Source organism: Shewanella sp. QJM3NY_23, from assembly GCF_056173105.1.
In genome coordinates, this window is sequence record NZ_CM149657.1 from 895,214 (window position 1) to 909,013 (window position 13,800).

General features: G+C 48.6%; 10 protein-coding genes. 2 read left to right on the plus strand and 8 right to left on the minus strand.

Features of this window, described 5'->3' with window-relative positions:
• Positions 1-12: 12 nt before the first annotated feature.
• Complete coding sequence (locus AC0VXX_RS04135; protein WP_475516041.1) at positions 13-2,775, minus strand: TonB-dependent receptor plug domain-containing protein; 2,763 nt, start codon at positions 2,773-2,775, stop codon at positions 13-15.
• A gap of 378 nt (positions 2,776-3,153) precedes the next feature.
• On the opposite strand from AC0VXX_RS04135, the gene AC0VXX_RS04140 reads away from it, so the two are divergent.
• The gene (locus tag AC0VXX_RS04140) at positions 3,154-5,331 is read left to right on the plus strand and encodes a winged helix-turn-helix domain-containing protein (protein ID WP_475516042.1); all 2,178 of its coding nucleotides are present in this window, start codon (positions 3,154-3,156) and stop codon (positions 5,329-5,331) included.
• A 101-nt stretch (positions 5,332-5,432) separates the two neighbouring features.
• Here AC0VXX_RS04140 and AC0VXX_RS04145 read toward each other — a convergent pair whose 3' ends face one another.
• Both AC0VXX_RS04145 and AC0VXX_RS04150 read right to left on the minus strand, forming a co-directional pair.
• The gene (locus AC0VXX_RS04145) at positions 5,433-6,545 is read right to left on the minus strand and encodes an anhydro-N-acetylmuramic acid kinase (protein ID WP_475516043.1); all 1,113 of its coding nucleotides are present in this window, start codon (positions 6,543-6,545) and stop codon (positions 5,433-5,435) included.
• A 9-nt stretch (positions 6,546-6,554) separates the two neighbouring features.
• The gene (locus AC0VXX_RS04150; RefSeq protein ID WP_475516044.1) at positions 6,555-7,982 is read right to left on the minus strand and encodes a peptidoglycan DD-metalloendopeptidase family protein; all 1,428 of its coding nucleotides are present in this window, start codon (positions 7,980-7,982) and stop codon (positions 6,555-6,557) included.
• A gap of 127 nt (positions 7,983-8,109) precedes the next feature.
• On the opposite strand from AC0VXX_RS04150, the gene tyrS reads away from it, so the two are divergent.
• Positions 8,110-9,306 (plus strand): tyrosine--tRNA ligase, encoded by a 1,197-nt coding sequence (tyrS, locus tag AC0VXX_RS04155; RefSeq protein WP_475516045.1) that lies wholly within the window; start codon positions 8,110-8,112, stop codon positions 9,304-9,306.
• Between the two features lie 382 nt (positions 9,307-9,688).
• Here tyrS and AC0VXX_RS04160 read toward each other — a convergent pair whose 3' ends face one another.
• The 5 genes from AC0VXX_RS04160 to AC0VXX_RS04180 all read right to left on the minus strand — a co-directional run bounded on the left by AC0VXX_RS04160 (position 9,689) and on the right by AC0VXX_RS04180 (position 13,115).
• The gene (locus AC0VXX_RS04160; RefSeq protein WP_110456087.1) at positions 9,689-10,168 is read right to left on the minus strand and encodes a nuclear transport factor 2 family protein; all 480 of its coding nucleotides are present in this window, start codon (positions 10,166-10,168) and stop codon (positions 9,689-9,691) included.
• Complete coding sequence (locus AC0VXX_RS04165) at positions 10,165-10,791, minus strand: trimeric intracellular cation channel family protein (protein ID WP_475516046.1); 627 nt, start codon at positions 10,789-10,791, stop codon at positions 10,165-10,167. Before AC0VXX_RS04165 ends, AC0VXX_RS04160 begins: the two co-directional genes overlap by 4 nt.
• Positions 10,788-11,165, minus strand: a complete 378-nt coding sequence (locus AC0VXX_RS04170; protein WP_475516932.1) for a DUF2721 domain-containing protein — start codon at positions 11,163-11,165, stop codon at positions 10,788-10,790. Before AC0VXX_RS04170 ends, AC0VXX_RS04165 begins: the two co-directional genes overlap by 4 nt.
• 179 nt (positions 11,166-11,344) lie before the next feature.
• Positions 11,345-12,322, minus strand: coding sequence for a cobalamin biosynthesis protein CobD/CbiB (locus tag AC0VXX_RS04175; RefSeq protein ID WP_475516047.1), 978 nt, complete (start codon positions 12,320-12,322; stop codon positions 11,345-11,347).
• 100 nt (positions 12,323-12,422) lie between these two features.
• Entirely contained in the window at positions 12,423-13,115 is a 693-nt protein-coding gene (locus AC0VXX_RS04180) for a 5'-methylthioadenosine/adenosylhomocysteine nucleosidase (protein WP_119978802.1), read from the minus strand.
• Between the last annotated feature and the right edge of the window lie 685 nt (positions 13,116-13,800).

A 13,800-nucleotide genomic window follows, 5' to 3' on the forward strand; every position in this document is an offset into this window, starting at 1 on the left:
TTATTCAAAAGCTTAAAACTTTTGTGAATAACCTAAGAATAAGGTGCGACCCACGATAGAGTAGCTGCTGTTGCCTTCTTCGAAGAAGGGCCAATCGTTATGATTGTCACTGCGGACGTCATATAGAGGTGGCATCTCATCGGTGAGGTTTTTCACCCCAGCAGTAAACTTACCATTCCATGGCGCGTTGTAGCCCAGAGTTAAGTTGATCACCTGATAAGCATCGAGCGTATCGGGATAATCATCTTGCTCATAGCTATCGCCATTGGCGTCAATAAGGTCAAAGGTATCGGTACCCGTGGCTTCCCCTGTGTAGTAGTAGGCCAAGGTTGCGCTGACATCTTGATAGTTCCAAGTTAGGCTGGCATTACCTTTCCATTTAGGCACAAAGTTAGTGTCGGTTTCTTCTTCAATCTCACTGTCGAGGTTCTCTTGATACTCTTTGCTTAGCAGATAAGAGGCGGCCAATTTCAGCTTAAAGTCACCGACTGCGGTTTCAGCAAAACGATAGTTAAAGCTGGCATCGATACCTTGTGAAGCTTCATAGGCACTGTTAATCGGCCCCTTACGCATACACGCTAAGTTGCTGATCCCCTCATCATCGAGCTCTGTAAGATAGCCGACCACATCCATCTGATCGCAGCTGGTGTAGTTGCCGGTTTGGTCATAGCTTGGGTCATCGAGCATCTCACGAGTAGAGATGGTTTTTACCGCGCCCTCGAGCTCAATGTTCCACCAGTCTAATGACACATCGGCGTTCTCACTAAGGTTGGCAACAAGGCCTATGTTCCAGAAATCACCCTTTTCTTCAGTTAAGTTGAGGTTGCCAGAACTAAAACCGTCGTAGCTATCTTCATAAATCTCATTAGGGATGGTGGGGTGTGGGTAATCTGTGCTGCCAAAACTACGTGTTAGGCCGGCATACAAGCGATGCATATCGGGGGCACGGAAGCTTTTACCTATGTTGGCACGCACCATCACTTCATCGATAGGGCGATACATAATGCCCATCTGTGGTGTGGTAGCGCCGCCCACGTTTGAATCGTCTAAGTAGCGGTCATAACGCAGCGCCGCAGACAAATCTAATGATTTAACCCCAGCCATGTTAGCCAATAGTGGGATCTGTACTTCACCTGCGATGGCAACGCGATCGCGATCACCTTCACCACCCGTGCCGCCCATGCCGATAAAGCCGCCGCTCTTGGTGACTTCATCTAAGGTATCTTCATAGCTTTCACGCGCCCATTCGGCTGTGGTGGCAAAGCCAACTGTGCCTGCGGGTAGTTCCATAAGGTCGCCAGTAAACACCGCTTGGAACTGATGCATGCTTGAGGTGGAGTCTTTGGTTGAGGCGCCGATTAAGGCTTCAATTTGGGTATCGGTAAGCTTATTGTTTGGATACCATTTGGTCGGATCGGTGTTGTTAGGATCGAAGGTAATGATATCGAGCAGTCCATCGGCGCGAACCATATGGTTGTTTTGTTTCTCGTAACGGTTAAAGCCACTCGACCAAGAGAGGTCCAGTTCATAGTCGCCTATTACGCCGCTGGCACCCAAAGAAAACGCTAGCTTGGTATTTTGGGTGTCATAAATACGATCGCCTGGGAACTCTTCCATACGACGACGCAGCTGGAACTTGTTGTCGTTAGCAAATTCACCAGAGTCATAACTCAGCGCGCCAGTGGCTTGATCTTCGTAGATGTAAGTGCCGAAGCCTTTCTCATCTTTGTATTTTTGCCCTTCTTTATATGAGGCGTTGATCATGCCGTACAGCTGCCACGCATCATTAAGATCGTAGGTGCTGTTGACTACTAGGTTGATTCTGTCATAAGCCGATTGCAGACCCCGGTCGGCATATTTGTCATAGTAGCAATCGTATTTACCAGCAGGGGTATAAATGCCTTTATCACCAAATAGGTCGGTACATTGCGCCTGATCCAGTGGGCTGTATTTGTCACTAGTATAAGCCTTGTCATAGTCTTGGATCCATGAAGCCCAGCTAGAAGCGCCAGCATCACCAAAGGGACCCGCGCCCCAACGTACATTGCCATCTTCATCTTCATAATAAGCAGGGTTGAATAAGCTGTCGCGCTGGGAAGTTTTAATCGCTTCAACTTTCTTATATTCGAACATGATCAAGGTTTGGCTGTTTTCGGTATTAATACCCTGCAGGTATGACAGATCAAGTTGCTCGCCACCGCCTTGGGTCGGTGAGTTGTACTTAACCGCCGCCTTAGCGCCGTCATATTCTTTCTTTAAGATAATATTAACCACACCGCCGACGGCATCTGAGCCGTAAATGGCCGATGCACCCCCGGTGAGAATTTCGATACGTTCTACCGCTGCGGTAGGGATATCTGAGGTATCGACGAAGTTACTTGAACCGCCAGCAGCACTGGGGAATGACGCCTGACGACGACCATTGATCAATACTAGCGTTCTATTGGCGCCCATGCCACGTAGGTTGACAGAGCTTGCGCTGTCGGTAAAACCGTCGCTTTCGCCATTAAGTGAACCGCCGGTATTGGCGACCGATGATTGCAGTACTTCTGCAATAGACGTTAAGCCACTGTTAGCGATATCGTCGGCAGAGATCACGGTCACTGGCGCTACACCTTCAAAGTCTGCACGTTTAATACGTGAACCTGTGACTTCGATTTTTTCTATTTTTGCTTCATTGTTATCGGTGTCGGCCTGCGCTGCTATTAGAGTGGTTGGCGTAAAGGCCAGCGCCAGCGCTATGGTAATGGCCGAGTGCTTAAGTTGGGGTTTCATCTAATATGATCCTTATTATTATCGTTAACTACCTTTTTTATCTGCAAACCTAAAGAGCTTTACTGGCTGCTCCGTGTGATGTGCGGAGAGCGCAAATGACGGTGTCGTTTAACCATCAAGATAGCTTGCTGTTTACTGCGCCTAGTTGTAATTAACTTGTTACCTCCCCACAATGCCTAGCGTGTCGTTTATAGGTTGTTTATATCTCTATTTAAAATCTATTATGTTTTTAAACAAAGGTTTAAGTATCTATTATTATCTATCCTTAATTGTGTTATTTTATCGTTAATCTTGGGTTTGGTGTTACACTCGCTTTGCCTAGGGATAGCTTTAACGTTTCATATTTTGATTAAGCGCTAGCAAAAAACGGGGATTAAGGTGGCTGTGTTAAAAGAATTGGGATTTAAATTAGGTCGGTGTGAGGTCACTCCGCTGGGGCATCGTTTAGTGTTTTCCCCTCAAGCGCCGGGGCAAGATGCTGTGCAGGTGTCTTTGCAACCTAAGTTTATCGATGTGCTGTGTTACCTTGCCCAGCATTATCCTAACGTGGTGACTCGTGAAGCGTTAATCGATGCCATTTGGGATGGTAATCGTTATGTGGGGGCAAAAGCGCTGACTAATGCGATATGGCACCTGCGTAAGCAACTTAGCCCGGTCGCAGGCGATCAAGAGGTGATTGAAACGGTGAGAAAGTCAGGTTATCGACTGCTTATTGCCCCAGAATTTAATCCCGAAGAGATAGCCGAACAACCCGATATTTTGCAACAGGCACAGGAGCAAGTGACGAGGCTCAAGCGAGGGTATCGACAAGGCTTGATGGCCGCAGCGGTATTGGTACTTCTGCTGGCAGGTTTTACGACTTGGCACCTGTATCATGATGAGGCGCATTTTATCCCCACCACCAAAACACAATTAACCACGACCACAGATGCGGAACTGTTTCCTAACGTGTCGGCCGATGGACGTTGGTTGGTGTATGGCAGCCGGGGTAATGGACAAAGCTATAGCCTGTATCTGAAGGATCTTAATGCCTTAAGTGATACCCCTAAACGACTGACCTCGGTTAATTCGGCTGAGATCCGCGCAGTATGGAGCCCAGATGGTAATAGGCTCTATTATCCGTCACAGCGCATTGCTACTCGCCAGTGCCATATTATGCAGTTAACCATAGAGAGCGGCGAGGTGATGCCACTGGCGCCTTGTAACTCGTTTAATACCGCGTTAGATCTTGCCCCCGATGGCAATCAATTAGCCTTTATTTGGCTGGCTGAGGGCGATGAGTCCTCAGGTATTTATAGCTTGGCACTGGGCTCCTCAGCCTCACAGCCTCAACGGGTGTCGTGCCAGCAAGATTGTGGTCATCGCGATAGAGATCTTGCGTATAGCCCTGATGGACGCTGGCTGGCAATAGCGCGTCGCTTTGGCAATATTTCCGAAGATATTTTTTTACGCGATTTAGGCTCACAGCGGGAGTTGCGCTTAACCACTGGGCTGGAAGATATCCGCGGCTTAAGCTGGCACCATGATAGTGAGCGCTTAGTCTTTAGCACCGAAAACTCTGGCGTGCGCAACGGTTATATTATCGATATTGACGATAAACAGATCCAGCCCTTAGACGTCGAGGGGATGAGCTACCCACGCTTTATCTCTGGCCGCAGTGAGTTAGTGTACGCCAACTATATTCGCGATAATCAGATCTCGCTGCTGGCGTTAGAGCAGTCGATCCCCACCACGCCGTTTTCATTATTGAATGTGGAATACAGCTACCGTAATCCAAGTTATTCCGCCAGCCGTCAACGTATTGCTTATGTGTCCAATCAAACCGGTTTTAACGAGGTGTGGAGCGTCAATACACAAGGCGGCGATGTTCGTCAACATACGCACTTGAAACGGCGCGTGGCTTACCCCAGTTGGTCTCACGATGGCAATAAACTGGCATTTTTAGCACCCGATGATAAAAATGAGGGCAATAAAATCCATGTGCTCAATCTCGACTCGGGCACTATGGCTATCTTGGCGACGCCCTATTTAGATCATAACCGCCCAAGCTGGGGCTGGGACAATGAAAGCGTATTTGCTAGTACGCTCGATGGCATTACCGAGTTTTACCTCGATAACCGTCCGCCTAAGGTGTTAAGCCCGCTGAATATGCGCCTTGGACAGTCGATTGCCGCTGATAAGTTAGTCTTTACTCGCCTGGATAAACCAGGGTTGTGGGCCTTAGCCCTTGATGGCGATGGTTCTCATGCTCTGCAGCACAATACGGCGGCGAGTAAGGTTGAGCTGCTGCTTGGTGGCGACAAGTTTACTGAAGGCTACAACTGGGTCGCGACAGATAAAGGGGTCTATTACCGTGCTAACCATAGCGACCATCAGTTAGTTAACTTTTGGCGATTTAATACCAATTTAGTCACGCCCATTATCAAGCTTCCCCCCAGCGTTATTCCACGTGCAGGCTCGATGGCTTATATCCCCGACTCCCATAGCTTACTGCTGACCCAGTCGCAAAATTCGAAACGTGATGTGATCAAGTTGCAGCATAGATTATTGCTATAACGTTAGGGAGTGACTGTAATGGCCATCCGATGATTGATGACCGTGTAAATTGAGTTACAAGGGCTGAGTCGCACGCGGAGGGACGCTTATCGGCTAGCTCGCTATGCGGCAGGGAATAAGCCGCCCAATACCGCAGGGCGTGACGCGCCAGTGACGGCGGGGAGGTTACCCGCTAAGCCATCATGATAACGCTTAGCCAGCCAAGCAAAGGCGATCCCCTCAACCCATTGTGGGTCTATGCCCAGCGCTGCAGTGGTATCGATGTGATAATGGGGCAGCAACTTGGCCAAGCGGCGCAGCAACTCTTGGTTAAACGCACCGCCACCGCAGACAAACAGCTCGGCCTTGTCAGCCAGTTTAAGGCAGTCGTTGGCAATGCTGTGGCAGGTTAAGTCCAGTAAGGTTGATTGAATATCGGCTTCATCTAAATAGCCAAAGTCCGCGGTTTGCTGCTCTAACCAAGCTTGGTTGAAAAGCTCGCGTCCTGTGCTCTTAGGCGCGCTTAATGAAAAATACGCATGGGACAACATCTGTTTGAGTAATTTAGCATCTGTCTTACCGCTAGCAGCCCATTGGCCGTTGTCATCATAAGGCTCGTTTTTGACCTGTTTTATCCAAGTGTCTATTAGGGTATTACCTGGGCCGTTATCAAAGCCAATCACCGCGCTGGCATCACCGGGTAGATAAGTGATGTTAGAGATGCCACCGATATTTAATATGATGCGTTTGCTGCCCGCTTGAGCAAAGCTTTGCTGGTGGAAGGCGGGTACCAGTGGCGCCCCTTGGCCGCCTAAGGCGATATCTTTGCGTCTAAAGTCGGCGATAACGTCGATGTTGGTGAGGGCGGCGATGGTGTTAGGGTCGCCTATCTGCAAGGTAAAACCCATCTCAAGGTTCGGCATATGACGCACGGTTTGGCCGTGGCTGCCAATGGCCTTGATATGTGCCTTATCGATACCCACTTTGTTTACCAGCCCATTAACCGCCTTGGCAAACAGTTGTCCCACGCTTCTATCGAGTGTGCCTAAATAATTGATTTCATCATGGCTGCCAGACTGGCAAAGACGTTGTAACCCGCTCAACAGATGGCTGGGCAGTGGCTCAGTATGGGTGTCGACAAGCGTGAGCTTATCGCCCTCAAATTTGACTAATACGGCATCGACACCGTCCATGCTGGTGCCTGACATTAGGCCGATATAGTACTGACTGCTCATCTGTTTACCTTACTGTGCGGCAAGCTGAATATCGTTATTTTGCTTCAGTTTTGCCATCATCTGTTGACTGACTGCTAAGAATTGTTGCTTCTCTTTTTTGTCGATAGGCATCGACTGCGGTAGCTTAACCGTACGCGGATTACGGTGTACGCCATTGACAATAAATTCATAATGCAAATGGGCGCCTGTGACCCGACCGGTAGAGCCGAGCGTGCCGATGATTTGCCCTTGTTTTACCGTTTGGCCTTGCTTGACTTTACGCTTATTGAGATGCAGATATTTCGTGGTGTAGGTTTCATTGTGCTTAATAAACACATAGTTGCCATTGTACTGGTTGTAACCTGACTTTATCACGCGCCCCTTGCCCGCGGCTTTAATCGGTGTGCCAACGGCGGCGACATAATCCACACCACGATGAGCTCTTACTTGGCCTGTGACCGGGTGTAATCGGCGTGGATTGAAGCTGGAACTGACATATTTAAAGTCTACTGGTGAGCGCAAGAAGGCTTTACGCATGCTGCGCCCTTCTGCTGAATAGTAGTTGCCATCTTTATAGCGCACCGCGGTGTAGGTATCGCCTTGGTTGACAAACTCGGCAGCTAAAATATTGCCATTTTGCAGGAACTGACCATCGGCAAACTCCTCTTCAAATAAGATGGCAAACTTGTCGCCTTGACGCAGGTCGAGCGCAAAGTCGACGTCCCAACCAAAAATGGTAGCTAGCTGCATAATTTGGTTCGGGGTTAATCCTGCGGTCACGCCAGCATTCCAAAAGTTACTGCTAATGGTAGCGCTGGTATATTTCGTTCGTTGTTCTACCTGCTTAGTGATCACCTCTTCGCTATAACCGTCTGTCTGCCTGCTAATGACTAAGGTGGAGATGGGATCGAGGTGATAGCGTAACTGGCTGAGTTCGCCGCTGCTATTTTTGACAATGGCTATCTCTTCACCGGGTAATATTTTAAGCAGATTCTTTTTAGCTTTAGGCAGTTGGGTTATCTCATACACATCACGTGGAGTGAGGTCGGCACGTTTAAAAAGTTTGGCTAAGGTATCACCACTGCGCACGGTAAATTGCTCTGTGTATTGCTCACTCGCTGGGGAGATGGTTGCACTTGTTGCCGCTGTCTCGTTTTCAGGAGCTTGTTGTAACTGGCTTATTTCGTTAGCAATATCGTCTGCGCTGGGGGCTTCTGGAGTTCTAAAGGCGAGTGGTACGGGATAAGCTTTGGCGTTACCAGTATGGTTAATATCGCGCTTTGGATTAGCGTCATCGCCTAAGTTGATGGTGCCAGAGAGCGCGCTATTGGTGGCGCGCGAAGCTTGTGCATCGTCGGTAGGTAACAGCAACACTGTTAGGGTGACGACCATGAGTATGCCCAACAATATTTGATGTGGCTTGGGTAATAATTTTAAGAGTGTAATGACCTTTCCCATTGACTCCGATACCAATTTTCAAGACTTAAGCGATTCCTGTTAGTGTACACTCTTTCATTTGTGCTGGCTAACAAGTAACATGAGACCCCCGTAATTTATCTATAGGCTCTTAGGAGTAGCTGCCAAAATGGCTGATTTAGACCAAGCATTAGCAGAAATACAACGTGGTACCGATGAGATCCTTCTCGAAGCGGATTTACTGGAAAAACTGAAGGAGGGGCGTCCGCTGCGCATTAAGTTGGGAGCCGATCCTACCGCGCCTGATATCCATCTTGGCCATACCGTTATATTAAATAAGATGAGAACTTTCCAAGACTTAGGTCATGAAGTTATCTTTTTGATCGGTGATTTCACCGGCATGGTTGGCGACCCAAGTGGTAAAAATAGCACCCGTCCTCCGTTGACGCGCGAGCAGGTATTGGCTAATGCCGAGACCTATAAGCAGCAAGTATTTAAGATCCTCGATCCCGCTAAGACCCGCATCGAATTTAACTCAAGCTGGCTTGAAGAGCTGGGCGCTGCAGGCATGATCCGTCTGGCATCACAGCAGACCGTTGCCCGCATGATGGAACGTGATGATTTTAAAAAGCGCTATGCATCGGGTCAGTCTATTGCCATCCACGAATTTATGTATCCTCTGCTACAAGGTTATGACTCAGTTGAACTTAAAGCTGACGTAGAGCTAGGTGGTACCGACCAGAAGTTTAATCTGCTTATGGGGCGTGAGTTACAAAAGGCGGCAGGGCAGAAGCCGCAAACCGTGATCATGATGCCACTGCTTGAAGGCCTCGATGGCGTGAAGAAGATGTCTAAATCGGCGCATAACTATATTGGTGTTAGCGAGCCAGCTGGTGAGATGTTCGGTAAAATCATGTCGATTTCAGATGATTTGATGTGGCGCTACTTCGAACTGCTCTCTTTCCGTCCGCTAGGCGAGATTGAGCAGCTTAAAGCCGATGTTGCCCAGGGCACTAACCCAAGAGATGTGAAAATTGCTTTGGCTAAAGAGATCATCGCCCGTTTCCATGATGAAGCCGCAGCAGAAGCGGCTCATCAAGAGTTTATCAACCGTTTCCAAAAAGGGGCGCTGCCTGAGGATATCGAAGAGGTTGAACTTGTTGCGGGCGAGGGCATTGCCATTGCGAATGTGCTCAAAGAAGCAGGCTTGGTTGGCTCGACGTCTGATGCCATGCGAATGATCAAGCAAGGCGCGGCAAAGATTGATGGCGTTAAGATTGAAGATACCCGTCTGCAGCTGAGTGCCGGCACCTCGGGTGTGTTCCAAGTGGGTAAGCGTAAGTTTGCCAAGATTACGCTAGTCTAAGGTAAGCTATAACGCTGATTAGGGTTATTGACTCACTTGCTATGCTAAAAAAGCCTGCAACTGCAGGCTTTTTTGTGTCTGGAACATTGATGCCAAAAGCCAAGGAGGGATACTTTTGGTATTAGTGTCTGGAACACTTATGCCAATGGTCGAATGGTATTAACAGACGGCCCTAAATTGCGGGCTGATATTGATGACCTCATGTGCAGATACCACTTCGGGCCGCCACGAGGGCATCCTCGCCAGCTTAACGAAAACGTCCATGTTTTCGATACCCTAGGTTATATCTGCACCTAAGGCGTAGTCTCTTAACTGTATATAAACGGGGGACAATCTGATTACTGACTCAATCTAATGGGGATTACGCCAAACTCCCCCAACGTCACTGGGTGGCGAGTTGATCTTGCATCGTCTGATAGTCCATCAAATCTTCGTGGGCGGTCACCCTATGATTGGTTACATCCAGCTTTACTGTGGTCACTCCGGGGATGGCCAGCTCAATCACTTTCCCCGGTTTACCAAATAAACTGCCCGGGCCGCGGTAATGGTAGTTGCCAATCATCACCACCAAGGAGCCTGCGTTATACATGTGCTCAATATTAAAGTCATACTCTAATACACCACGGTGAGCGCGTTCGAAAAACTCTAAGATATCGCGTCTGCCTTGGTATTTTTTACTGGCAGTGCGATCGAAAAATACGCTGTCACGATTATAAAAGGTGCTCAGCGTACGGTAATCATGGTCAGTCAGCGCTTGAATATATTTAACCGCCATCTGTTGCTCGACCGGCATATCGCCAGGCTTGGCCTGAGTGATGAGTGGCATTAACACCAAGATGCTAGTTAAAAAATATTTGATCATTGTTTGGTATTCTTTAAATCAAAAGCGGGAAGTTTTAAGTGCCATTTAATCGCGGCTAAGCGAATCAATAGCGCGCTTATCATGGCAAAACCAAAGGCGGCTTTATTGGCTGCCCCTAACTGTAGTGCTACCGTGTAGCCAATTCCGCCACATATGGAGGCGGTGGCATAAATTTCGGTGCGTAAAATCATCGGCACTTGGCGGCAGAGCACGTCTCGAATAATGCCGCCTCCCACGCCAGTTATCAAGCCCATGACGACGGCAATCATGCCGCTTAAGCCCAAATTAAGGGCTTTCTCGGCGCCAATCACGGTAAATAGCGCTAAGCCAAAGGCATCGGCGACGGGTAAGGTGTATTGAGGGACTTTTTTCGGTTTACGGATAAAAACTAAGGTTAATAATATGGTGGCGAGGATCACTATGATGTAATTAGGGTCGCGTATCCAAAATACCGGGGTGGTGCCAAGCAAAGCATCGCGGATACTGCCTCCGCCAATGGCGGTCACCGATGCCAGTACAATCACCCCAAAGGGATCCATGCGATGACGGCCAGCGGCTAGCGCGCCAGAGAGGGCGAATACCGCTGTGCCGCAAAGGTCAAAAAAATAGACCCACTCTTTCATTGATCTAACTCTTTAAGGTGAAAGTTGAGTGCGTCGACGGAAATACGGATCTCAATAACTGACAATACCAGCGAATACAATAGCAATAACAAGCTAGTACCAAAGATAACCGAGCCGGTTTTATTGAATCCAATATAGATAAAAATCATACACAATACGCACAGGGCGAAGCTCAATACCCCTGCCTCTTGCATGCGACGAATGATCACTATGCGCTGGCGTAAGTTTTTTAGTTGGCCACTGTGCACAGGCTTACCTTGGCTGCTGAGATTACGGATCAGGGCTGCCAGTGAAAAAAAGCGATTAGTGTAGGCCAGCAGCAACAAGGAGATGGCCGGAAACAGTAATGCAGGCGTGGTCAAAGAAACGTGCAGATGATTAAACAAGGTGATGATGCCCAACGATTGGTAAGCGTGCCACAATGGCGTGATTCTAATCTATTGCCGTATGTCGAGTCCAACATTAGTGACGACTTAAACTAATGGTTTATAACGACAGTTCGGCTTGTTAAGCCTCCAATAAGTGGGCAATTAAAGTACGGCGGCCAAGCCAGTTACAGATAGCGTAGCGCGGTCCAGATCAGCGGAACTAACATTAATGACACTATCCAAAGGGTATTGGTGCTACTCACTAAGCGCAGCGCGCGTGGCAACACGCTAGCATCGGGTTTATGTGGTGGGCCGACTTTGTCCAGCGGCACTTTGACGCCGCCAAATTTAACCGGCCCGCCAAGCTCTACATCGAGTACCTGTGCGGCGATATTATATGTCGACAGGTGATGATTAATCGCATAAAGGCTTCTGCGCGGAGTGAGCATCGCTTTGAGAGCTTTGGGGCCACCTTGGATTGCCAAGGTAAAGTTCCATAGCATACTGGGCACGTAATAGAGCACATAACAGAGGTAATAAGCGGGCTTACCAAAGTGGCGATAATGCGGATTGATGGCGGGCCAGCACAGTTGCAACTGTTTCAGCATGCGCGCGCCAAGCACCAAGGGAGCGCCGCCAACAATAAAAAATACCATAGTGGCGACTGTGCCATATATCGGTGTGGTCAGCAGTTTTTCGGTAATGGCTTTGCTTAAGCCCACCTCAGATAAGCCCTGTGTGTCGCGACTGAGCCAACCTTTAATTAAGGCGCGGGTTCGTGGTTTATCGGCGTGTTGTAAGGTTTGCGACGCCTCTTCTGCTACCTTATAAAACTGCTCATCAGATAAACATAAGTACAAGACTAGAAACTCAAAAAACCAAGGATAAGCAGCCAGTTGCAGTAAGAAACTGATAATAAGCCAAAAGGGAACTAACAATAACACTATCGACAGTAAGCCTGCCGTCACTTGCTGGGCAGAGGAACGCTCGGGATGATTTACCTTATCAGACAGCCGCAGCGCCAGTTGGCTATAGAGATAAAATGGCTGCATGGCTCTGGGCAAGGGAGCTAGCTTTGCCAGTAATATTGACACCAATAAAATAGCCGCCCCTTGGTAGAAGGGACTGTCTTGCATAAACTGTTGTGAAAAGTGTGGCAGCATGGCGAAATCCAGTTGGATGCTAAGCGCTACTTTATCTCGGCTACAGCGCCCGTCAATATAAACCCTGCGCCCTCATCAAGTCAGGCGCAGGCGTTCATGCTTACAGCTGTTGCAGCAAGGCAATAACCATTAATGCTGAGTGGTGGCCCGCTTTGACGATATAGCTGTCAAAATCCACTGGCGAGTCATTATTGGCATTATCTGACAATGAGCGGATCACCACAAACGGCACGCCAAATTGATGACATACCTGAGCAATTGCCGCCCCTTCCATTTCACAGGCCGCCATCGTTGGGAAGTTGGCGAGCATCGTTTTGGTGCGAACCGGATCGCAGATAAAGCTATCGCCCGTACAAATTAATCCTTCAATCGCTTTCACTTCGCCTAAGCTAGCAACGGCTTTTTTAGCGGCGTTGACCAAGGTCGCGTCGGGAATAAAGGCGGCTGGTTGCTGCGCCATTTGGCCAATCTCATACCCAAATGCGGTGACATCCACGTCATGGTGGCGCACCTCTGATGAGATAACGATATCGCCAATGGCAAGGCTATCGACAAAGCCACCAGCCGAGCCTGTGTTAATCACATAATCGGGCGCATACTTTTCAATCAGCAAGGTGGTCGCCACGCTGGCGGTCACTTTACCTATGCCAGAGCGAGTCACCACCACCTCTTTGCCTGCCAGTTGCCCGGCAACGAATTCGATACCTGCGATGGTGTGTGACTCAGGGTTCGTCATAGAGGAAATAAGGTGAGCAACTTCTGGCTCCATGGCGCCGATAATACCAATTTTCATTGAATGACCTTTAGTGATGTATTGATGTTCATGAGGCGCTGTCATGTTTTATCTGCGCCGCGCTAAATGGGCGCTAATATAGCAAACAAGTGGTTCTGTGGCGAGATCGCTTGCCGTAATGACGGCTAAGCTCATCTATTGCAAGAATGATTGCTTGCAGCATGCCTTTCGTGCAAGTACTTCCTCGGCACCGCTGTAAACCCATCCTTGGGCGCTCTGCGATTTCATCCTTGAAATCGAAGGCCTCAGCCGCACCTACACCGATTTCTTAATCTCTTCGATTTAGCCGTCATTGTGTAACCACATAGCCGTCAAAAGCTAACTCGGTTTTGGACAAAAGTATCTTGGCCTTCGAATGAAGGTGTTGGCTTTTTTGGGCTTGTAACATTTAGTCGAGTTAGTTTTTATTGATTGATGGTAGCGTTAACCTTCATGGCAACCAATTGCCTGCAGCATGCCTTTCGTGCAGGTATTTCGGTGGGGCGCTGCAAGTATATCCCTATACGCTCGACGGTGGCATCCATGCCACCAACCCCCACCGCCATACCTACACCGACTTGTCTATCTCTTCGATTTAGCCGTAATTGGTATCCACAGAATCGTAAAAAGCAAAATCGTTTTTAGACAAAAGTATCTTGGCTTTCGAATGAAGGTGTTGGCATTTTTGGCTTGTAGCATTTAGTCG